A 21,860-nucleotide genomic window follows, 5' to 3' on the forward strand; every position below is an offset into this window, starting at 1 on the left:
GCTCAGGCTTCCCGAAACACATCAGAACGGGAATGCCGAAGTGGATTGTTAACGCCCGTCCGCTGCGATAGCGTTCGATTAGCCGACCGAACTTCCCCGTACGGTCCGAGCAGCTCCAGGGACGGCAACGCCATGCGCCACAGAGTGACCAGATCCACCATCGCCCTACTTGCAGGGGTCTGCGTCCTCGCCGCAGCCGCGTGCACCCCCGACACGGCGGGCCAGACGGACAGGGGCATGACAGCGAACGGGAATGATTCACTTTCGCCCGCCTCCACGATCGCGGGAACGCCGCCCGTCCTCGCCGTCGACATCGTGCAAGGCACGCGAGACCAGGCCGTCGACGTACAGGTTGATGGTGGCGACGAGGGCGTCTCTGTGACGTTCCGCGAGATCACCATCGAACCCGGGTCCAGCACCGGCGAGCACTGTCACCACGGACAGCTCATTGCCGTTGTGAAGCAGGGCGCACTCAACCACCACGCGGACGCCTACCCCGACGGCGTCCACATCTACCGGGCCGGTGACGCCATCATCGAGGCCGCCGGCTCCCTGTACGAGGGTCGGAATAACGGCATGGAGGACGTGATTCTGCTCGTGACCTACGTGACCCCGGTGGGGATGCCTCTCTCCGAGACGGACCTGACAAAGTGCTCGTCGCGCTGAGCGGTCAAACCGAGGGGCCGATCAGGAGAAGAGGTCGGGTAGCCCGTCGGAGACACGGTCCGGGAAGGCTGGTTCCTCCCTGGAGAAGAACGCGGTGACACCGGCGCGGACATCAGCGGACTTGCCTCGGGTATAGATGCCGATCGACTCGGCGCGGTGAGCCACCTCGGGGTCAGTCGCGCCGAGCATGCGCCACATGAGTTGGCGGGTCAGCGCCGCTGACACCGGCGCGGTGCCACGCGTCATCTCGCGGGCGATCTCGAGGGCACGCGGGAGGACTTCGTCGGCCGGGAGCACTTCCCGAACCAGCCCGCGCTCCAAGGCCTCGGCAGCGAGGATCGTCTTGCCACCTACAGTCCATTCGACCGCCGCCGAGATGCCCACCACCCGGGGAAGGAACCACGACGAGCAGGCCTCCGGCACGAGCCCGCGGCGCGTGAACACGAATCCGAACTTGGCGTTGTCCGCCGCGATGCGGACGTCCGTCGGGAGGGTCATGGTCACTCCCACCCCGGCAGCCGAGCCGTTAATCGCCGAGATGATCGGTTTGGTCATGCGGAAGATCCGCAGCGCGACCTGACCGCCCTTATCCGGCGGGGCGTCGACGGTGTCCAGGTCGGGATCCATCGCGGACGTGTCGCCCCCGCCCGAGATATCGGCCCCGGCACAGAACGCCCGGCCGGTGCCGGTGAGGACCACGGCGCGAATGTCGTCGTCGGCGTCGCACGCGTCGAGAGCCGTGATGACGTCGTCGAGGTTCTGCGCGGTCACTGCGTTGAGCCTGTCGGGCCGACTGAGCCGGAGCACCGCGATCTCGTCGCGGCGCTCGAGGATGACTTCAGGCTGGTCGGGTGAGGTTTCGGACGCCGCGTCGGGCGAGGGCTGCATGGTGGGCGACGTTACCCCGATCAGCGAGCGAGATTGCAGGGATCCACTGGCAGCTCCCCAGAGACGAAGCGCCACACCACGTCGTCGCCACGACGCCGCAAGCCACCGTAACTGTCACCGCGAAGAGGGTGTCCCGCATGTGTCTCTCGCACTATGCGCGCGACACCCTCCTCGCTGTCAACGGAACGCGGTTGTGCGGCGTGAGGTCAGAGCATCTGGCGGAGCATGTACGGGAGGATGCCACCGTGCTCGTAGTACGCCTCCTCCGCCGGGGTGTCGATGCGGACCTTGGCCATGAACTCGATCGCCGAGTCGCCCTCCCCGGCCCGGACCGTGACCTCCTCGGGAACGCTGTCCCGGCCGTCGAGGCCGGTCACCGAGAAGAGTTCGTCGCCCTTCAGTCCGAGACTCTCGGCGGACTCGCCCTCGGGGAACTGTAGGGGTAGGACGCCCATCCCGATCAGGTTCGACCGGTGGATCCGCTCGTACGACTCCGCGATCACCGCCCGGACCCCGAGTAGCGACGTGCCCTTGGCCGCCCAGTCGCGCGACGAGCCGGACCCGTACTCGGCGCCGGCGATCACCAGCAGCGGTACGCCCTCCTCGATGTAGCGAACCGACGCGTCATAGATGCTGGACTGCTCACCGCTCGGGAAGTGGGTGGTGACGCCGCCCTCGGTCCCAGGCGCCAACTGATTACGCAGCCGCACATTGGCGAAGGTGCCCCGGATCATCACCTCGTGGTTGCCGCGCCGCGACCCGTACGAGTTGAAGTTCGCCGGCTCGACCCCCTGCTCCTGCAGATACTCGCCAGCGGGCGAACTGGGCTTGATGGCCCCGGCTGGCGAAATGTGGTCCGTGGTCACCGAATCCCCGAGGAGTGCCAGGACACGCGCATCGGTGATGTCCCGCATCGGCTCCGGCTCAACCGCCATGCCGTCGAAGTACGGTGGCCGGCGGATATAGGTGGAGTCCTCGACCCAATCGAACTTGTCGCCCTCCGGCACGCTCATCCCACGCCAGTTCTCGTCCCCGTGAAAGACGTCGGCGTAACCCTTGGTGAACATCTCGGCTTCGAGGTTGGCGTCCACGACCTCCTTGATCTCGGCCGACGTGGGCCAGACGTCGCGGAGGTAGACAGGCTCACCATCGGAGTCCGTTCCCAACGGATCTTCGAGCAGGTTCTTGCGCATGGTGCCGGCCAAGGCGTACGCGATGACAAGCGGTGGGGATGCCAGGAAGTTCATCTTGACCTCCGGGTGGATGCGCCCCTCGAAGTTGCGGTTGCCCGACAGGACGGCAGCGACGTTGAGGTCGTTGTCGTTGACCGCCTTACTCACGGCGGGGGTCAGCGGTCCGGAGTTTCCGATACACGTCGTGCAGCCGTACCCGACCAGATCGAACCCGAGCTCCTCCAGGTACGGGGTGAGGCCCGCCCGGTCGTAGTAGTCGGTCACGACCCGGGACCCGGGCGCCAACGTCGTCTTGACCCACGGTTTGGGCCGCAGCCCCCGCTCTACCGCCTTCTTGGCCAGCAGTGCCGCCCCGATCATCACCGAGGGGTTGGATGTGTTGGTGCACGAGGTGATTGCCGCGATGACGACGTCCGCGTGGTCCACGATCACCGGCGAGTCCCCGCCCAGGAGGACCTCCGCCGGATCGCTAGGCCACCCAAGCTTGGCATTGGCGGTCAGCTGCTCCTCCGAATACCGGCGGGGAGGCTCGTCCCTCGGCGAACCGGGGGCGACAACGAACGGGTCGCTGGCAGGGAAGGAGTCAGCCGAGGAGTCGTCGACACCGCCGTCACGCGGTCGCGACCTGGTCTTCTCCTCGGCCAGCTTTCCGAGGATCACCGCGGGCGCGTCACCCAACTCGATGCGGTCCTGCGGCCGTCTCGGGCCGGCGATGGACGGAACCACGGTGGCGAGATCCAGTTCGACGACCTGGCTGTATTCGGCGGGATTGTCCGGGTCGTGCCACAGACCCTGCTCTCTGGCGTATACCTCGACCAGCTCGATCTGCTGCTCCGACCGGCCGGTCAGCCGGAGGTAGTCCAACGTCTCGGCGTCGACCGGGAAGATCGCGCACGTCGCTCCGTACTCCGGGCTCATGTTCCCCAGCGTGGCCCGGTTGGCCAGTGGGACTGCGGAGACGCCGGGGCCGAAGAACTCCACGAACTTGCCCACCACCCCGGTCTGACGCAGTAGCTCTGCCACGGTCAAGACCAGGTCGGTGGCCGTTGTTCCCTCAGGCAGCTCACCGGTCAGCTTCAGCCCGATGACCTGCGGGATCAGCATGCTCATCGGCTGCCCGAGCAACGCCGCCTCGGCCTCGATGCCGCCCACTCCCCAGCCGAGGACACCGAGGCCGTTGACCATCGGCGTGTGCGAGTCGGTCCCTACGAGGGTGTCCGGGTAGGCCTGCTGCATGCCGTCCGCACCTTCGCGGGTGAAGACCACCCGAGACAGGTACTCGAGGTTGACCTGGTGGCAGATGCCGGTGTTCGGCGGGACCACCACGAAGTCGTTGAACGACTCCTGCGCCCACCGGAGCAGCTGATAACGCTCCTGGTTGCGCCCGAACTCCAGCTCCGCGTTGACCTGGAACGCATCCGGGCGACCGAAGACATCCGCGATGATCGAGTGGTCGATCACCAACTCGCCGGGGATCAGTGGATTGATCTTCTTGGGGTCGCCGCCGAGATCAGTGATCGCGTCGCGCATCGCCACCAGATCCACCACGCACGGCACCCCGGTGAAGTCCTGCATCAGTACCCGCGCGGGCGTGTATTGGATCTCCCGCTCCGGAACGGTCTGAGGCGTCCACTCGCGCAGCGCGTCGACCTGCTCGGCCGTCACTACGCGTCCGTCTTCGTTGCGGAGAAGGTTCTCCAGCAGGATTTTGAGGCTGTAGGGGAGTGTGACCGCGGTTGACACCCGGTCGAGTCTGTAGACCTCGTAGTCCACGCCCCCGACTGTCAGCGAATCCCTGGAATTGAAGCTGTTGACACTCATGATCGGCCCTTCCGTAGTGGCGCCGATCGAGCCGTGCTAGTGACGACGGTCACCGGCGTTGAGCCCGACCATACTCGCGTCCTTCAGAACATATAAGCAGTCATGCAAACCCGGGCGAGCGACCGAGAAGACTACGAGCAGGGTGGATGAAGGGCGGGACCGACTCCATCGGAACCGGCCCCGCCCTTCACGGAATCCCGAGTCAGGCGACCTCGTCGTCACCTTCCGGCTCGCCGTCGTCAACGGGCAGTTCGATGGCCTGCTCGGCGACGTCAGCGGGATTGGCCTCGCGGAAGGGGTCGTCGACGGTCACCTCAGGCACATACTCTTCCGCGGCGGTGATTGAATCCGGGCCCGGGGTGTACTCGTCCGGGTCGATGCGGTCCTCGGCGATCATCTCGTCCTCCTCCTGGCGCAGGGGCGCGTCTACCCCCACCTTTAGCAGCCCCCGGCGGGCGGCGCCAGTGTGAGTACGAACAGCGAATCCTCCGGTCGAGTTGACCGCGTCCACGCGAGTCAGGAGTTCGCGAACGCCAAGATGATCCAGACCGGCAGCCACAGGCCGGCCGTCAGGATTGAAAGGACCAGGTGCAACCCGTGGTTAACCCGTTTGGTCTGACCGCCGTGGACGAACACCGTCTGCTGCATCGGCGGATAACCGAACTGAGGCGGGTAAGGGCCTTGAGGAAACGGCTGCGGCGGCACATAGAGATGCTGCGGGATATACGGATCTGCGTAACCGGAGGGCGCGGTGGGGCCATGAGGTGCCCCGGAACGGTAGGGGGCGGCTGGCGGCATGCCATACGGGAAGCCGCCCTCGTGGGCCAACGGCTCGGTCGGGCTCGCGAACGGCTGGGCCGATGGGAACGGCTGTGCGGAGGGGAACTGCTGGGTCGGGTTCAGCCGGTCCGGCGTCGCGGGCCGAGCGTACCGGTCCTCGGACCACGGCCCTTCCCGCGGCCGCGCGTGCTGCTCGTTCATGCTGACTCGATTCCAGGGTCGCTGGCGGGACAGAGACTCCAACATAGCCGCGCGGCACCATGTTCACACCAGCAAGGCCGGATCCCGTGATCGAATTCGGGCCCCCAAAGTGCGGCACGGTTCGCGCCGGAAACCTCGACTGTGAATACCCATCCGGTCGCGCGCAGTCTCCGAACCCTGCGTAGACGCCAAGACTGGAGACCCGCAATGAGCAGCGCCCCCGCACGTCCTCGCCGCACGGTGAACACGACAGTCGTCATCGCCCTCGGCATTGTCGCAGCCGCCCTGGCGCTGGGCACGCGCCTGCTGACGATCGGGCCGTCGTTGACCACCGCGATCGCCTCCGCCGAATTTGCGGCCGGCGCCGCACTGATGACCCGAACCACCTGGATATTGCCCGCTCTGTTCACCGTGACTGTCTTCGCGGGGATGGTGATCACGGTGCACCTGATCGGCGCCCGGCGCACCCCGCAGGTCACCGAGGCCCCGACGGGCACCCCTAACGCCCAACCCATCAGCGTCATCCCGTTCGAACTCCGGGCTCCTGACAGGGCGCTTGCCGAAGCCAGCCGGGGCCTGTTCCGCAGCATCGACTCGTGAACCTGCCCCGGAGGTGGGGGACCTCGTCGTCGTCATACCGTGGTCCTGGACATTCCGCCCATGCGACGATTGGCGCATGGCCAAAAAGGACAAGCGGTTCGAGAAGATCCACTCCGAGTCGATCGGGTTCGGCGGCGTCGTGGAGATCCTGCGCGACACCCGCACCGGCGTCTGTTACCTGTGGCGCTCGCCCGGAGGGGGCGGTGGCGGGCTCACTGTGCTCGTGGACGCCCAGGGCAAGCCGCTGATCGACTTCGCGATCTAGGCACCGCTTAGCGCGGGCATGACGCTCCTGCGCCGATTGTGTCGCCCGCTTCGTCGGTGTCGTCGCTCGTGCCTGATGCCGAACCGAGATCACCGCCCGCCTTCTCGGAGATCAGCGGCCCAACACCCGTCGGACTGGCCTCCGGGCACGGCCAACCCTTCCCCGGAGAGGTGGGGGAGGGCAGCCGGGCGGTGCCCGAGGTGGCGGTCTGCTGGGTCGTGGGCCGGGGTCCGCGCCCGGGTTGGATGTTTGGACTGCCCACCGGGACCCGGATGATCAGGGGCTCCGAACCACCGGAGGGGTCTCGGGCATTGTCGTGGTCGGGTTCTGGTTCGGCGTCGTCGGCGTTGGGGCTGGCTTTGGCAACGGTCGACGAGAGCACCCAGGTCTCCGGGGCCGGCGATTGCGTGTCGTAGTCGGCCGAATTGGCCGGGATGACCGTCGGGGCCCTCTCCAGGCCGAACGGGACAAAGAGAACCAGCCCGGGGACGAGAGCAACACACAGCGCTGTCCAGCCGAACCCGATGGGCGATCTATCCCTCGCGGTTCCGTGGTTCGGGGTAACGGCGTTCGTGGCGGGGGCGTCAGGCCGAGGTGCCGAACGATCTGCAGGCTTGGATCGCCTCAAGCCGGTCATCGTTGCTCCTTCGTCAAGTCACCGCCGTCGATCGGACGAGTGCGTCTCGGGAGACTCTCACCGCCTCTTCTCCTCGCAGAAGCAGCGCACACATCTTGGTGAACGTTACTTCATCGTGACTGTACCGCGCTCGGTGAGCTGGGGCAACGAACGAAAGCGCACGTGAACCCGCTCACAATTGGGTGCTTGTGTGAGACGGCGAGGCCGATCAATGGAGAGCCCCTACGGTGCGGGTCGGGCGAGTCCCGTCGCGAACCAGTCGATCAGGTCGATCACGTACGTACCGTGCCGGAGGCTTGACTCCGGGGGATCGCAGGCGCGCGCCGCGAGCTCGGCGGTGAGCATCACGATCAACTGCCGGACCCGGTGCGTCGCGAGGTCCGACCCGCACCGGGCAGTCACGGCCGACACCAGCATCTCCAGCTGATCCTGCAGTGCGGTGTCCGCGACTGGCCCGGTAGTGACCGTCCGGCCCACCTCCGCGAGCGAACCCAGTTGCGCGATCACCCGGAGTGTCCAGCGGCCCTCGTCGTCGTCGAGAAGATCGGCCAGCGGCGACACTACCGCCCGCACGATCTCGGCGAGGCCGGGGGGCGCGGAGTTCCATTGCCGCAGATCGGCGCGACGCTCGTCCTCCATCCGGGCGACTCCGCGGCGCACTACCTCCTCGAGAAGTCCCGCTCGTCCTCCGAAGTGGTAGTTGATCGCCGAGTCGTTGCCCTGTCCGGCATCGGCGATGATGTCGCGGACCCGCGCCGTCCGCCAACCGTCCGCAGCGAATCGACGCAGGCCGGCGAGGTAGAGCGCCTCGCGGGTAGCGGCCGAGCGGGGCGTGATGGCGGGTCGGGGTGCGGCGGCGGGGCGGGGCACGAGCTCGAGTCTAGAGCGCCCTTCCCAACGATTAACAGTCCGTGTTAAATGGGCCCATGACCCACGTACCGGCGCCCGCGTTCGATCCGTTCGACCCGGCGCACCTCGCGGACCCTTACCCCGGTTACCGGCACCTGCGCAAGGCCGACCCCGTGCACTTCCACCGCGGCGACGGGACCGCTGCCCATCCCGATTTTTGGGCGCTGTCGCGCTACGCCGACGTCGACGCCGCCGTGTGCGACCCCGGTACCTTCTCCTCCGCCAGCGGGCTGACCTTCTACCGCGACGAGATCGAGAAGCTCGGGCTCGCCCCGACCATCGTCATGATGGACCCGCCGGAGCACTCCGGAAAACGGCGACTGTTGGCTAAGGCCTTCTCCCCGAAACGGGTCGCGGCAACCGAGCCGCAGATTCGCGACTTCGTCCGTAGACGACTGGCGGAGATGGCCCAGAGATACGACGACGGCGAGGTCGTCGATCTCCACCGCGACTTCAGTTCCCAAATCCCGACGTTCGTGCTGGCCCACCTGTTCGGCCTGCCCCCCGCGGACCGGCCGCGGTTTGGCCCGTGGGTCAGCGCGCTCACGACCCTGCAGGAGGAGGGGTTCCGCCCGGCGGGCCTCGAAGGTGGGGCGGTCGCCGCGGTGGCCGAAATGTTCGGCTACTTCGGCGAGCTCATCACCGAGCGCCGGGCTCGACCCGGTGAGGACCTGATCTCCGCACTCACGCAGGCCGAGATCGGCGGCGAGCGACTGGACGACTGGGACATCCTGGGATTCTGTTTTGTCATCGTCGCCGGGGGAAACGACACCACCGGCAATCTCATCTCGCACACGGTTGCCCTGCTCGACCAGCATCCGCGGCAGCGGGAGCTGCTCGTGTCCGACCCCGGGTTGATCCCCGGTGCGCTCTCTGAGTGCCTGCGATTCGAGTCCAGCGTCCAGGGTCTGGCGCGCACGACCACGCGCGAGGTCGCGGTGGGCGGGGTGACGATCCCGGCAGGGGAGAAGGTGATGATGCTCTACGGCTCGGCCAACCGCGACGAGCGCGAGTTCGGTCCCACCTCCGAGCAGCTCGACATCCGTCGCGAGATCACCGGACACCTGGGATTCGCCCGCGGTCCGCACTTCTGCATCGGCTCGCACTTCGCCCGCCTCCAGGCACGGATCGCCGTGGAGGAGCTCTACGCCGCGCACCCGACGATCGGGGTCGATATGGGCGCGGCCGTCCGGGCTCTCTCGCCGTTCACCCGCGGGTTCGACTCACTGCCCGCGACGGGTCTGGCCACGCCGCTGCCCTGACCGGCCTGCGGTCCTGGCACGGGAAGGGTGTCAGTCGAGGTCCGGGCGTTTGCGGTTGCGCTTGATTTCGGCGCGGCGGCGTTCGTCCTGGACGCGACGGCGGCGTGAACCGCGCGTGGGTCGGGTGGGTCTCCTGGTGACGGGAGGGGCCACTGCCTCGCGCAGGAGATCAGCGAGGCGCTGGCGTGCCGCGGCCCGGTTGCGCCGCTGTGACCGGTGTTCCTCGGCGCTGACGGTGAGCACCGTGCCTGACAGCGTGGATGCGAGAGTGCGAAGAACGCGGTCGCGCTGGACCTCGTCCAGGGCCGTCGTGGTGCCCAGGTCGATACTGAGCTGCACTCGGGAATCTGACGTATTGACGTGTTGGCCGCCGGGGCCGGACGACCGCGAGAACCGCTCAACCAGCTCTGCCTCCGGCACTGTCAGGCCGCGGGGCGCGCCGGGCCCCGGGGTCACGCGCACGCCGTCCACTGCACCAGTGTCGCGCACCGGGGATCGCAGGTGGGAATTCAGGAGTCGAGCTGGCCGAGTTCCCGCTCGTCGCCGGAGTCCGCCGTCCGGCTCTCATCCACCAGGCGCGGCTCGACCCGCTGCTCCGGATGGAATCCGGACTTGTCCGCGTAGAAGGCCCGGATTCGGTCCATGTCCTCCGCCACATCACCGGTCAGATCGATGGTCGGTCCCAGCCCGGTCGTCATCGTGGTGCGATCGACGTACCCCAGCGTCACCGGCAACCCGGTCTCCCGGGCGATGCGGTAGAAACCCGACTTCCAGTGGGTGTGTCCTGATCGGGTGCCATCCGGGGTGACGACCAACCCAAACGTCTCCCCGGCATGCACCTTCCGGACCATGTCCTCGACGACCCGAGCAGGATTCGCCCGGTCCACGGGAACCCCACCGAGTGCGCGCATCACCGGCCCGCGCCACCCGGAGAACAGGCTGGCCTTGCCGAGCCAGTGCATATCGATACCCAGTCGCCAGGCGATGCCGAGCATCAGCACGAAATCCCAGTTGGACGTGTGCGGGGCACCCAGGAGCACCGTCGGCCGGTCCGGGGCCGGTCGGGTCGCCAGCTCCCAGCGGCTGAAGAACCAGAAGATGCGGGAGATGAGACGTCGGAGCACCCCGTCACCTTAGAACAGCGGCGGTGTGACGGGGTCGCGAAGAGTCCCTGGGGGACGGCAGGGGTCGCGCTACCTGCCGGGGGCCGCCGCGCCGGTGACGACGCGGGCCAGCAGGTCGGCGAGACGCTCGTCGATGTCGACGCGGTCGGTCTCGGGTATGTCGAGGGCGTCCAGCAGTGCGCCCCGCAGCACAGGCCAGGCGTACACGGCGGTAAAGACCAGCAGTAGTTCCACGTCGCCGACCGGCGGGGGAGAGGTCATCCGGCGCAGCGCGGCAGCCGGCCGCTGCGACGGATCGACCATCGGCGGAAAGGCCGCCTCGCGGTCCAGGGCCAGCCACGCCAGCAGCCGACTGATCTCCGGGTGTGACGAGGCGCCGAGCAGCATTCCTCGAACGGCCTCGCCGGCGTCGTCCTGTTGTTCCAGTCGGGAAGCGCCATGTCGTACGGCGTCCTGCATCACCGCGGTGAGCAGTGCGTCCTTGCGTCCGATGTGACGGTGGATCAGTCCGAGGTTGACCTGTGCTGCGTCGGCGATATCTCGAAGCGGGACACTCGGACCACGCTCCGACAGGAGCCTGCGGGCTTCCCGCATGACCGCCGAACGGACCTCGTCACGACCGGTTGGGCGGGAGGGGGTCGGGATGCCCTCGTCGTCGTTACCTTCGGCGCGTCCGGCGTGTCCGGCGCGTCCGGCGGCATTCTTACCGGTTTCCATTCCCGAACTGTACACACTTGACTACAGTCGCTGTGTGCGCCCGACAGGCGCCCCCGACCCTCTGCGAAAGGCCACGCGATGAGCACTCCCGACCGCCGCGACGATATCGACGCCATCAAGTCACTCAAGTACCGCTACCTGCGCTGCGTCGACCTGCGACTGTGGGACGAGCTCGCCGAGACGCTGGCGCCCGACGTCACCGCGTCCTACGGCAAGCGGCTGTCCTACACCGGCCGCGACGAGGTGGTCTCCGGACTGCAGGGGCAGATGACCGACGGCGTGATCACTGAGCACCAGGCCCACCACCCGGAGATCGAGGTCGACGGCGATACCGCCACCGGCCGCTGGTACCTGCAGGACCGGGTGATCGTCCCCGAGTTTGACACGATGATCTTCGGCAGCGCCTTCTACGAGGACACCTACGCGCGCATCGACGGCCGCTGGATGATCACGCGGACCGGCTACAAGCGCACCTACGAGGCCATGATCAACCTGAAGGACGTGCCCAGCTTCCAGCTCAACGACAACCACCTCGCGCCCGCCGAAGAGAAGTGACGGCACGGGCGAGTGGCACGGCACCGAGTAGACGCCAGAGTCGGCACAGCGGCGGTCGCAGCGGCGGGTGCGACGGTGACGCGTGGGTCTGATCGCTGTCGCGGCGCTGTGCGTCGCGGCCGCCTCGGTGATCGGCGGGGCTACCGGGTTCGGGACCGCGCTCATCGCCACGCCGCTCATGCTCATGGCGGGAATCGGGCTGGCGGAGACCGTCGCGGTCAACCTGGTGGTCGCGCTGATCACCCGGGTCGGCGTCACCGTGCAACTGCGCAGGCACATCACCTGGCAGCGCGTTGCACTCCTCGGCGCCGCGAGCGTGCCGGGTGCCTGGCTGGGCGTGCAGACGCTGTCCTTACTACCGGAACAGCACCTGCAGCCGGCCGCCGGCGCGATCACCGTCCTGTGCGGTCTGGCGATGGCCCTGCCCACCACACACCACGCCCGCCAGCCCTCGGCACTCGCCACGGCCACCGCCGGAGCGATCGGCGGCTACCTGTCCACCACCACCTCGCTCAACGGGCCGCCCGTCGTGCTGCTGCTCGGCCGGGCACGGCTGCCACCACTGGGGTTCATCGGCGACCTCGCCGGCTACTTCGTCGTCACCAGCGTCGTCTCGCTGGCACTGCTGTGGTCGGGCACGGGCATCGACCTGCCCGGCCTTGCGCCGCTACTCGCGGCGTGCACCGTCACCGGAGTGGCGGCCAACCAGGCCGGCATCGCCATCGCCAAGCGCCTCCCCACGCACGTGTTCCGTTCGGCCGTGATCGCTCTCGTGGTGGTCGCCGGCCTCCTCACCATCGTCACCGCGTGACGGCCGTCCTCCGGCCGCGCGCCCACAGCTACACACATCCACTTCCACACACCTACCAACATCCACCACGGAGGATTCCATGACCGAGAACACCCAGAACACGACCGGGCAGAACACGACCGCCACCCGACTGGCGGGCAAGGTCGCGATCGTCACCGGAGGCGGCCAGGGCGTGGGCCGCGGCATCTCGCTCGGCCTGGCCGAATCGGGCGCCTCCGTGCTGCTCGTCGGCCGCACGATGCGCAAACTCGAGAGCGTGGCCGAGGAGATCCGTGCCGCCGGCGGCACCGCGGAATGCCTGGCCGGCGACATCGTCGAGGACGGCTCGCCCGAACTCATCATCTCCACAGCGGTAGAGCGGCTCGGAGGTGTGGACATCCTCGTCAACAACGCCAACATGGCAATGCCCCTGCCGCTGTCCGACTACCCCGACGATGACTTCCGCAAAGCATTCGAAGGCGGGCCCCGCGTGACGCTGAGCCTGATGAAACTCGCCCGGCCCGAGATGGCCAAGCGCGGCGGCGGCACCATCATCAACCTCGCGACCTCCGCGGCCGTGCGCTGGGATGCCTCGAACTACGGCGTCTACGCCGCGATCAAGGAAGGCGTCCGCGCCCTGACCCGCGCCGCCGCCTACGAGTGGGCCGCCGACGGCATCCGCGCGCTCAACGTGGCCCCGCACGCCCACAGCCCCGGGCTGGACTGGTGGATGGACAAGAACCCGGAAGAGGCCGCCGAGTTCGTCGCCAGCATCCCCGCCGGCCGGGTGGGCGACCCCGTCGCCGACATCGGCCGTCCCGTCGCCTGGCTGTGCTCGGCCGAGGCCTCCTACCTTTCAGGCGCGACCATCCCGTTGGACGGCGGACAGTCCCGCTGGGGCTGACCTCGTCGTCACCGTCGTACCCCGCCCCACGCCCCCTTTCGGAAGGCCCTCCGTGACCGACACCCCCACCCCGAACAGTCGTGACGCGCTCGCGCTGGCCTCCGACATCCGCACCGGCGCCACCAGCGCCGAGGCCGTGCTGGAGGAGGCGATCGCCCGTATCGAGCAACTCGACCCGCAACTGAACGCCGTAGTCTCCACGCGCTTCGACGCGGCGCGCGCCGAGGTCGAGGCCGGGCTACCCGACGGCCCGCTGCGGGGGGTGCCGATCCTCATCAAGGCGCTCGGCACCGACGTGGCAGGGTTGCCCGCTGCCGACGGCTCCCGGTTGTTCCGCGACGTGGTGGCGACCGTGGACGGCACCATCGTCCAGCGGTACAAGGCGGCCGGGATGGTCGTCCTGGGTACGAGCAACGTGCCGGAGATGGGCAAAACCACGACCACCGAATCGCTGCTCCACGGCCCGTGCCGAAACCCGTGGGACACCGGCCACTCGTGTGGCGGATCGAGTGGCGGGTCGGCGGCGGCGGTCGCCTCGGGAATGGTGCCGGTCGCGCACGGCACCGACGGGGGCGGCTCCATCCGCATCCCGGCCGCGATGTGCGGTCTGGTGGGTCTCAAACCCAGCCGCGGACGCGTGCCGATGTGGCCGCACCCCGACGCCCTCTCCTCGCCCCTGTCCTATCACCACGCTCTGACAACCACCGTCCGCGACAGCGCAGCGTTGCTCGACGCCGTAGCCGGGCACCGTCCGGGCGACTCGTACGGCGCCCCCACCCCGCCGCGGCCCTTCCTCGCCGAGGTCGGTGCCGACCCCGGCCACCTGCGCGTGGGGATGCTGCGCGTTGCTCCCGGACCGTTCCCCACCGACGCCGCCTGCACCGCCGTCGTCGACCACACCGCCGCCCTACTGACCGAGCTGGGGCACGAGGTGCGGGAGGTGGAGCTGGATGTCGACGTGATGGAGGTGATGTCGGCCGTCGGCACCATCATGGGCGCGCAGCTGCGCGCCACCATCGACGCGCGCCTCACCGCGCTGGGACGGGAGCTCCACGACGACGACATCGAGCCCTGGACCCGGGTGATCCTCGACAACGCCATGACCCACTCCGCGCCCGACGTGTCCAGAGCCCTACAGACCGCCACCCGGACCGGCTGGAGCGTGGCCGAACTGTTCGAGCCCGGCGGCGTGGACGTCCTGCTGATGCCGACACTGCCCTCCACCACCCCGGAGCTGGGCTACCTCGACGTGACCGACCCCGAGTCCATGTGGACCCGGTCGTCGTCGTTCTCGGCGTGCGCCAGCATGTTCAACCTCTCCGGACAGCCGGCCATCTCCCTACCGCTGGGCACCGACGACGGAGGCCTGCCCGTGGGGGTGCAACTGGTCGCCGACTACGCGCAGGAGGACGTACTGCTGCGGTTGTCGGGACAACTCGAGGCGGCCGCGCCGTGGGCAACCGTGGCCCCGGGGTACGACGGGTGGTGACATCGGGCGCCGAGGGGGAGTGAGGGACGGGCCTTCGGGCCCGTCCTCGCTGGTATCGAAGACGTCGGAGCTCAACGCGGTGCGGACGTCGGCATCCCTGCGGCGTCCGGTGATCGGGCGTACGGTCGGGATCAGACGCCTTCAATTCGCAAGGATGTGATCAGGTCATGAGCACGTACCGGACCCACAACCCCTCGACCGGACAGACCGTTGCCAAGTACGACGGCCTGACCGACGTCGACTCCGTTCTCACCCAAGTCACCCGTGGATTCGACCACTGGCGCGCCACCCCCGTGGGCGAGCGATCGGCCATCTTGGCCGCGATCGCCGGCGGCATGGAGGCGCGTAGTGACGAGCTGGCCGCAGCCATCTCCGAAGAGATGGGCAAACCCCTCGCTGAAGCCGCGGGCGAGGTAGCGCTGGCAGCCTCCATCTACCGCTGGTACTCCGAACACGGACCCGCACTGCTCAAGCCGGAATCGCTGGACGTGGCAGGGGCACGGGAGAACACGGTCACCGTCGAACCGGTCGGCCCGCTGGTGGGCGTGATGCCGTGGAACTTCCCCTACTACCAGGTGGCCCGGTTCGCCGCACCCAACCTCATGGCCGGTAACACCATCGTGCTCAAGCACGCGTCGATCTGCGCCAAGAGTTCCGCACTGGTTGAGTTGATCCAGCGCGAGGCCGGCCTCCCGGAAGACGCGTATGTCAACGTCTACGCCTCGTCCGACCAGGTGGCCGAGATGATCGCCGACCCCCGCATCCACGGCGTCTCGCTCACCGGTAGCGAAGGCGCCGGAGCGGCGGTTGCCGAGGTGGCCGCCAAGCACCTCAAGAAGAGCGTCCTCGAGCTGGGCGGCTCCGATCCGCTCATCATCCTGGATGCCGAGAACCTCGACGAGCTCGTCGAGACCGTGGGCAGGGCTCGGCTGTCCAACTCGGGTCAGGCCTGTAACTCGCCCAAGCGGATGTTCGTCCCGGAGAAACTGTACGAGGACTTCGTGGCCGGGCTCACCGACCTGTACTCGCGGATCACCGTCGGCCCCGCCGACGAGGACACCACCGAAATGGGCCCGCTGTCGAGTGAGGACGCGCGCGACGGCGTCGTCGAGCAGGTCCGCACGGCCGTCGAACAGGGCGCCAAACTCCGGGTGGGCGGCGACCCGATCGACCGGCCCGGTGCCTACATGGAACCGACCGTCCTCACCGACATCACCCCGGACATGGACGTCTACCACCAAGAGGTCTTCGGTCCGGTCGCGATGGTGTACCGGTACTCGGACCTCGACGAGGCGCTGCGGATCGCCAACGACACGCGCTTCGGACTCTCCGGATCCGTCTGGGGCACCGACGTCGACGAGGCGGCCCGTGTGGCCGACCGGATCGAGGCCGGCATGGTCTACGTCAACGAGCACGGCACCACTCGGGCCGGTCTCCCCTTCGGTGGGGTCAAGGCGTCCGGGTACGGCCGCGAGCTGGGCCGCTGGGGCATGAGCGAGTTCGTCAACACCAAACTGCGCCGGGTGCACTGAGGCCTGCGGCCCCGGATCCTCTCATCAAGGGTCCGGGGCCGCCGCCCGTGCGCTCGTCAGCGCCGGTGGTGCGTCACTTCTCCACGTAGGCGCCGTCGTACATCATCGTGGAGAACAGGGTCGGGGACACGCCCTTAACGGAATCGTCGACCACCACGTACTCCTCCGAGTTCGCGATCACCGCGAACGGCACCACACGGTTGTAGACCTCCTGGAGGGTGCTGGCCGCCTCCTTCTGGGCATCCAGGTCGGCAGCGGCCTTGAAGGCGGTGACGGCCGCGGTGAGTTCGGGATCGTTGATACCGGTCAGGTTCAGTGAACCGCCGGGTGCCATCGCGCTGGCGAACGTGGAGGCGAGATCCGCATCGGACGGCGACAAGCCACCGACCACGGCTTCGAAATCACCGTTGAACTGGCGGGCCACCACCTGGGTGACCGGCGCGTTCTCGATAGTTACATCGAAGCCCACCGCATCGAGAAGGGCAGACAGGGCCACGCCGGTCTCCATGTTCTCGGCGCTGTCGGCCACGAGGAGGCTCAAGGCGCCGTTCCACCCGGGCTGGTCCGCCTTCACCTCCTCGACGAGCGCCTTGGCCCGTTCTGGATCGAAGGCCGGTCCCTCCTGCCCGTCGTAGAAGCGCGACGACTCGGCGATCAGGGCAGACGTCGGCAAGCCGACCCCGCCGGTGAGTCGCTGGTCGATGAGGTCACGGTCAAGCGCATGGGCGATGGCCAGCCGGACCCGCTCGTCGGTGAGTACGCCGCTGTACCCGGCGGCTCCGGAGTTGAGATTGACGATCGACCCCGAACTGGTGACCACCTCGAAGCCCCGCTCGCCCGCGTCCTGGGCCGCAGTCACCGTCTTGGCGCCCCGGAGGAAGCCGGTCTGCAGTTCACCGGTCTGGAACGCTTCGTACGTGCCCTGGGAGCCCGGAATGCGGATGAAGCGCAGGGTGGGGCAGACGGGGCCGCCGTAGTAATTCGGGTTGGGTTCGAGAACGACTTCCTGGTCAGGGGTGTACTTGGAGAGGGTGAAGGCACCGGCGCCGATGGGGTTGCGTGCCCAGTCCTGCGGGGTGGAAGCCGTGTAGGCCTTCTCGGGGATGACCTCACCGACAGTGCCCGCGAGCAGGATCGGAAAGCCGGCCCAGGGTTCGGTGAGGGTGAACTCCACGGTGGTGGGGTCGAGGACCTTGGCATCGGTGACCTGCATGGCATCCGTCATGGCGCTCGAGCGCGTGGCGGGGTCCTTGTGTAGGCCGATCGTGAAGGCGACATCCTCGGCGGTGAGGGGGTCGCCGTTGGAGAAGGTGACGCCGTCGCGGAGCGTCAGAGTCCAGACCGTGTTGTCATCGTTGGCTTCGAGGGATTTGGCGAGCTTGGGTTCGAACGCGGTGGTCTCCGGGTTCCAGCGCATGAGCCGGTCGTAGACGGCCGCTGCCTCGGCACCGCCCCGCACCCCATACATGCTCTGCCCGGGGGCGAAGGACGGAAGCATCGCGTATTCACCGGCGGTGATGGTGCCGCCTGCCCGCTCGGCAGTGCAGCGTTCGGACTGGTCGGGTGCCGAGGCCCCGGAGGCGGAACGGTCGGAATCCTGGCCTCCACCGCATGCGGTGAGGGTGAGGGTGGCGGTGGCCAGGACGGTCAGGGCGCGGGTAGCGCGGGACATCGGTTCTCCTGAGGGATGGGGGCGGTACCGGCCGGGCGGCCGGGGAACAGGGGAGCGACGGGAGGTGTCGACAGGGGTCGGGCCCCGGATCGCCTCGCAGGTGAGGGCGAGGCAATCCGGGGCCCGGAGGCACAGAGTGGGCGACCTGAGCAGGTCAGAACCCGGGTGGGGTCACTTCTCCAGGTACGCGCCGTCGAAGAGCATGGTGGACGACAGCGACGGGACGACGCCCTTGAGCGACTCGTCGATCACCACGTACTCCTCCGCGTTCGCGATCACCGTGAACGGCAGGATCTCATTGTGGATCTCCTGGAACTTCTTGTACGCGGCCTTCTGGTCATCGATCGACTGGGAGGCCTTGATGTCGGAGATCGCCTTGACGAACCGCGGATCGTTGATCCCAGTGATGTTGCTCATGCCCTCGGGCAGCAGGTTGCTGGCGAACGCCGAGGACGGGTCGGCCTCCGACGTGGCCAGACCGCCGATGACGATTTCGTAGTCACCGGTGAACTGACGCGCCGTCACCTGGGAGACCGGCGCGTTCTCGATGGTGACATCAAAACCGGCGGCGTCAAGGAGGGCCTTGAGCACCACGCCCGACTCGACGCTCTCGGGGGAGTCCGCCGCGAGCAGCGTCAGCTTGCCGTTCCAGTCGGGCCTTTCGGCCTTGAGCTCCTCCACCAGCTGCTTGGCCTTCTCCACGTCATACTGCGGCCCCTGCTCGCCGTCGAAGAAGCGCGAGGACTCGGCCAGCAGAGCCGAGGTGGCCTGGCCCTTGCCGCCGGTCAGTCGCTGGTTCATGAGATCGCGATCCAGCGCGAAGCCCACAGCCTGACGAGCCCGGGCGTCCGTGAGCACCCCGTCGTACCCGGCGGCGCCGGAGTTCATGTTGACCACCGAACCGGAGCTGGTGATCTCGTAGAACCCCTGCTCATCGGCGTCACGGGCGGCCGAGACGAACTTCGCACCGCGGAGGAACCCGGCCTGGATCTCACCGTTCTGGAACGACTCGAGGGTGCCCTGCCCGCCCGGGATCCGGATGAACCGGAGCGTGGGGCAGACCGGTCCACCGTAGTAGTCCGGGTTGGGCTTGAGCACGACCTCCTGGTTGGGGGTGTAGGTGTCAACGAGGTAGGCACCCGCCCCGATCGGGTTCTGCGCCCACTTCTCCGGCCCGGCCTCCGTGTACGCCTTCTGCGGGAGGACCTCTCCGGCCGCACCGGCCAGGAGGATGGGGAAGCCCGTCCACGGCTCGGTCAGCGTGAACTCGACGGTCAGAGGATCGACCACGCGGGTGTCCTTGACCTGGATGGCGTCGGTCAGGGTGACCGCGCGGGTCGCCGGGTCCTTGTGCTGGTCGATCGTGAAGGCTACGTCCTCGGCGGTGAGGGGATCGCCGTTGGAGAACTTCACGCCATCGCGGAGCTTGAGGGTCCACACCGAGTTGTCGTCATTGGACTCCAACGACTCGGCGAGCTTCGGCTCGAACTCCTCGGTTGCGTTGTTCCAGCGCATAAGGCGGTCGAAGACCGCAGCGGACTCCGCGGCTCCGCGGACGCCGTACTGTCCCTGGCCCGGGGCGAAGGTCGGCAGCATGGAGTACTCACCCATCGTGATGGTGCCCCCGACCTTGTCCTCGGTGCAGCGGCCGGACTCGGCCGGGGTGTTGCCGGGATCACCGGCAGCGTCGTTTGAGGACTCCCCGCCCCCGCCGCAGGCGGTGAGAGTGAGGGCGGCGGCCGCAAAGATCGCGGCGGCGGTGGTGGTGCGTTTCATCGGGACTCCGTAAGGGGGTGGTGGCACGCGACCTTATGGCCGGGTGCGATGTCGGTCAGCTGTGGTCGTTCGGTGGCGCAGATCTCGGTTGCCCGGGGGCACCGGGTTCGGAATCTGCATCCGGACGGTGGGTTGAGGGGCGAGGGAAGCTCGGAGCTCGTGGCTTCGATGGGCGCCTCGCCCAGGGAGTCGGCAAGGGTTCCGCCGAGAGTGGGGGCCGAGGAGATGAGCAGCATCGTGTACGGATGCGCGGGCGCACGGTAGAGGGCAGAGGTGTCAGCGACCTCGCACACCTGGCCCAGATACATCACGGCGACCTGGTCGGCGATGTTGTGCACGACCGACAGGTCATGCGAGATGAACACCATCGTCAGGTGGTAGCGCTCCTTCATCTCCTCGAGCAGGTTGAGGATCTGGGCCTGCACGGAGACATCGAGCGCCGAGACCGGCTCGTCGCACACCAGCACCTCGGGCTCGAGCACGAGCGCGCGGGCCAGAGCGATGCGCTGGCACTGCCCGCCGGAGAACTCCGACGGGCGTCTGTCGCCCGCGTGCTCGGGGTCCAGCCCCACCGCCTCCATCGCGGCATCGACCCGGCGCCGGACCTCCTCCCGGCCTCCATCGGTGCCCTGGATCTCCAGACCCTCGGCCACGATGTCACGCACCTTGCGGCGCGGGTTGAGCGAGGACACGGGGTCCTGGAAGACCATCTGGATCATCTTCCGGGCCCGCTTGAGAGAGGCGCCGGAAAGTGAGCACAGGTCGGTGTCGTCAACGCTCACGCGGCCGGCCGTGGGCCGGGGCAGCTGAAGCAGTGCGCGGCCGAGACTCGACTTGCCGCAGCCGGACTCGCCGACGAGCGCGAGGGTGGTGCCGCGGGCGACCTCCAGCGAGACATCCGTGACGGCGTGGACCGTTCCCTTGCGGGTGGCGTACTCGACGGTAACGGCGTCGATGACCAGTTTGGCCTCGGGCGACCCACCTGACTCCTGCGTATCGGGCACATCGGCGGTGTTCAAGGGAGAGCTGGTCATGATGCCTCGCTGCTGGTGCCGGCGGAGTAAGCGGGGATGAGCGGGTGCAGGCAGCCGACGCGGTGGACGGCGCCCGTCGCGGTGGGGAGGTCCTCGAGCGGGGGATCGACCGCCAGACAGTCGTCCTGCACGCGCGGGCACCGCGGGGCGAACCGGCACCCCGTCGGCATCTCCCGCAGATTCGGCGGACGACCCTCGATCACCGTCAACACAGTGTGGGGAGGCAGGTCAGGCCGGGGGATCGAACTGAGCAACGCCCCCGTGTACGGGTGCGCGGGCTCATCCAGCAGCACGCGGGTGTCGCCCACCTCGAGGAATCGACCTGCGTACATCACACCAATCCGGTCGGTGTGCTGGGAGACCACCGCGAGGTCGTGGCTGACGAGGATCATCGCCATGTCGCTATCGGCTTGTAGGCCGTGCAGGAGGTCCAGGATCTCGTGCTGGACCGTCACGTCGAGCGCGGTGGTGGGCTCGTCGGCGATGAGCAGTTTGGGTGAGCAGGACAGCGCGATCGCGATGCCGACCCGCTGGCGCATGCCGCCGGAGAGCTGGTGGGGGTATTCGGAGAGGCGCGAGCGGGCCGAGGGAATACGAACCCGCTCCAGGAGCTCGACCGCACGGTCTTCGGCCTCTCGCCGGCTCAGCTTGAGGTGGTGCCGCAGCGGGTCGGTGATCTGTCGACCGATCGTGCGAATGGGGTTGAGTGAGGTGAGCGGGTCCTGGAAGACCATGGCGATCTCACGCCCCCAGAATTTCTGGGCCTGCCGCTGCGACAGGCTCAGAACGTCGCGACCGTCGAAGCGGACCGTCGACGTCGGGTCGACTGTCGCGGCGCTGGGGGCGATGCCCATGATCGACCGGACGAGCATCGATTTGCCCGAGCCGGACTCGCCCACGATGCCGATCGTCTCGCCACGACGCAGCGAGATGTCGACCCCGTCGACCGGAGTGATCCGTCCGGAAGGAGTGTCGATGTGGGTGCGGAGACCCCGGACCTCGAGGAGTAGGTCGTCGGGGTCGGAAGGGGAACCCGACCCGCGGG

Annotated in this window: 22 protein-coding genes; 9 read left to right on the forward strand and 13 right to left on the reverse strand. The window is 68.1% G+C overall.

From position 1 onward, the window contains the following. Positions 1–144: 144 nt before the first annotated feature. Positions 145–666: a cupin domain-containing protein gene (locus tag FQ137_RS06565; protein WP_188064818.1), complete on the forward strand. Its 522-nt coding sequence runs from the start codon at positions 145–147 to the stop codon at positions 664–666. Between the two features lie 21 nt (positions 667–687). Here FQ137_RS06565 and FQ137_RS06570 read toward each other — a convergent pair whose 3' ends face one another. The 4 genes from FQ137_RS06570 to FQ137_RS15440 form a co-directional block, all read right to left on the reverse strand. Then, positions 688–1,554 (reverse strand): enoyl-CoA hydratase-related protein, encoded by an 867-nt coding sequence (locus tag FQ137_RS06570; protein WP_149291680.1) that lies wholly within the window; start codon positions 1,552–1,554, stop codon positions 688–690. A 206-nt stretch (positions 1,555–1,760) separates the two neighbouring features. Further along, positions 1,761–4,568 (reverse strand): aconitate hydratase, encoded by a 2,808-nt coding sequence (locus FQ137_RS06575; protein WP_149291681.1) that lies wholly within the window; start codon positions 4,566–4,568, stop codon positions 1,761–1,763. Between the two features lie 202 nt (positions 4,569–4,770). Continuing rightward, a complete protein-coding gene (locus tag FQ137_RS06580; RefSeq protein ID WP_255583716.1) occupies positions 4,771–4,965 on the reverse strand; it encodes a hypothetical protein in 195 nt (64 codons plus the stop codon). 119 nt (positions 4,966–5,084) lie between these two features. After that, positions 5,085–5,549, reverse strand: a complete 465-nt coding sequence (locus FQ137_RS15440; protein WP_223146491.1) for a hypothetical protein — start codon at positions 5,547–5,549, stop codon at positions 5,085–5,087. Between the two features lie 207 nt (positions 5,550–5,756). On the opposite strand from FQ137_RS15440, the gene FQ137_RS06590 reads away from it, so the two are divergent. Then, the gene (locus FQ137_RS06590; protein WP_149291682.1) at positions 5,757–6,149 is read left to right on the forward strand and encodes a hypothetical protein; all 393 of its coding nucleotides are present in this window, start codon (positions 5,757–5,759) and stop codon (positions 6,147–6,149) included. A gap of 76 nt (positions 6,150–6,225) precedes the next feature. Then, complete coding sequence (locus FQ137_RS06595) at positions 6,226–6,414, forward strand: DUF6440 family protein (RefSeq protein ID WP_149291683.1); 189 nt, start codon at positions 6,226–6,228, stop codon at positions 6,412–6,414. A gap of 7 nt (positions 6,415–6,421) precedes the next feature. Here FQ137_RS06595 and FQ137_RS06600 read toward each other — a convergent pair whose 3' ends face one another. Both FQ137_RS06600 and FQ137_RS06605 read right to left on the reverse strand, forming a co-directional pair. Then, positions 6,422–7,051, reverse strand: a complete 630-nt coding sequence (locus tag FQ137_RS06600; RefSeq protein WP_149291684.1) for a hypothetical protein — start codon at positions 7,049–7,051, stop codon at positions 6,422–6,424. Positions 7,052–7,273: 222 nt separating this feature from the next. Further along, positions 7,274–7,921 carry a TetR/AcrR family transcriptional regulator gene (locus tag FQ137_RS06605; protein WP_149291685.1) on the reverse strand — a complete coding sequence of 216 codons (648 nt, stop codon included), beginning with the start codon at positions 7,919–7,921 and terminating at the stop codon, positions 7,274–7,276. A 56-nt stretch (positions 7,922–7,977) separates the two neighbouring features. Between FQ137_RS06605 and FQ137_RS06610 the strand changes: the two genes are divergently transcribed. Further along, entirely contained in the window at positions 7,978–9,222 is a 1,245-nt protein-coding gene (locus FQ137_RS06610; RefSeq protein ID WP_149291686.1) for a cytochrome P450, read from the forward strand. A gap of 30 nt (positions 9,223–9,252) precedes the next feature. Here FQ137_RS06610 and arfB read toward each other — a convergent pair whose 3' ends face one another. The 3 genes from arfB to FQ137_RS06625 form a co-directional block, all read right to left on the reverse strand. Continuing rightward, positions 9,253–9,693 carry an alternative ribosome rescue aminoacyl-tRNA hydrolase ArfB gene (gene arfB, locus FQ137_RS06615; protein WP_149291687.1) on the reverse strand — a complete coding sequence of 147 codons (441 nt, stop codon included), beginning with the start codon at positions 9,691–9,693 and terminating at the stop codon, positions 9,253–9,255. 38 nt (positions 9,694–9,731) lie between these two features. Beyond that, positions 9,732–10,346: a 1-acyl-sn-glycerol-3-phosphate acyltransferase gene (locus tag FQ137_RS06620; RefSeq protein ID WP_149291688.1), complete on the reverse strand. Its 615-nt coding sequence runs from the start codon at positions 10,344–10,346 to the stop codon at positions 9,732–9,734. A 69-nt stretch (positions 10,347–10,415) separates the two neighbouring features. Further along, positions 10,416–11,063 (reverse strand): TetR/AcrR family transcriptional regulator, encoded by a 648-nt coding sequence (locus FQ137_RS06625; RefSeq protein WP_255583722.1) that lies wholly within the window; start codon positions 11,061–11,063, stop codon positions 10,416–10,418. A 78-nt stretch (positions 11,064–11,141) separates the two neighbouring features. On the opposite strand from FQ137_RS06625, the gene FQ137_RS06630 reads away from it, so the two are divergent. From FQ137_RS06630 to FQ137_RS06650, 5 genes are all read left to right on the forward strand, one after another. After that, a complete protein-coding gene (locus tag FQ137_RS06630; protein WP_149291689.1) occupies positions 11,142–11,618 on the forward strand; it encodes a nuclear transport factor 2 family protein in 477 nt (158 codons plus the stop codon). Between the two features lie 82 nt (positions 11,619–11,700). Next, positions 11,701–12,429 (forward strand): sulfite exporter TauE/SafE family protein, encoded by a 729-nt coding sequence (locus FQ137_RS06635; RefSeq protein WP_149291690.1) that lies wholly within the window; start codon positions 11,701–11,703, stop codon positions 12,427–12,429. Between the two features lie 79 nt (positions 12,430–12,508). After that, positions 12,509–13,312 (forward strand): SDR family NAD(P)-dependent oxidoreductase, encoded by an 804-nt coding sequence (locus FQ137_RS06640; protein WP_149291691.1) that lies wholly within the window; start codon positions 12,509–12,511, stop codon positions 13,310–13,312. Positions 13,313–13,364: 52 nt separating this feature from the next. Beyond that, entirely contained in the window at positions 13,365–14,801 is a 1,437-nt protein-coding gene (locus FQ137_RS06645) for an amidase (protein WP_149291692.1), read from the forward strand. A 167-nt stretch (positions 14,802–14,968) separates the two neighbouring features. Further along, on the forward strand, positions 14,969–16,333 hold the full coding sequence (locus tag FQ137_RS06650; protein WP_149291693.1) for an NAD-dependent succinate-semialdehyde dehydrogenase: 1,365 nt from the start codon (positions 14,969–14,971) through the stop codon (positions 16,331–16,333). Between the two features lie 73 nt (positions 16,334–16,406). Here FQ137_RS06650 and FQ137_RS06655 read toward each other — a convergent pair whose 3' ends face one another. The 4 genes from FQ137_RS06655 to FQ137_RS06670 all read right to left on the reverse strand — a co-directional run bounded on the left by FQ137_RS06655 (position 16,407) and on the right by FQ137_RS06670 (position 21,792). Then, entirely contained in the window at positions 16,407–18,005 is a 1,599-nt protein-coding gene (locus FQ137_RS06655) for an ABC transporter substrate-binding protein (RefSeq protein ID WP_149291694.1), read from the reverse strand. 171 nt (positions 18,006–18,176) lie between these two features. Further along, positions 18,177–19,781 (reverse strand): ABC transporter substrate-binding protein, encoded by a 1,605-nt coding sequence (locus FQ137_RS06660; protein WP_149291695.1) that lies wholly within the window; start codon positions 19,779–19,781, stop codon positions 18,177–18,179. Continuing rightward, complete coding sequence (locus FQ137_RS06665) at positions 19,778–20,815, reverse strand: ABC transporter ATP-binding protein (protein ID WP_149291696.1); 1,038 nt, start codon at positions 20,813–20,815, stop codon at positions 19,778–19,780. Before FQ137_RS06665 ends, FQ137_RS06660 begins: the two co-directional genes overlap by 4 nt. Further along, positions 20,812–21,792, reverse strand: a complete 981-nt coding sequence (locus tag FQ137_RS06670; RefSeq protein ID WP_149291697.1) for an ABC transporter ATP-binding protein — start codon at positions 21,790–21,792, stop codon at positions 20,812–20,814. The genes FQ137_RS06665 and FQ137_RS06670 overlap by 4 nt, the downstream gene beginning before the upstream one ends. Positions 21,793–21,860 lie beyond the last annotated feature (68 nt).

The sequence above is a fragment of the Dietzia sp. ANT_WB102 genome (assembly GCF_008369165.1).
GTDB lineage: Bacteria > Actinomycetota > Actinomycetes > Mycobacteriales > Mycobacteriaceae > Dietzia.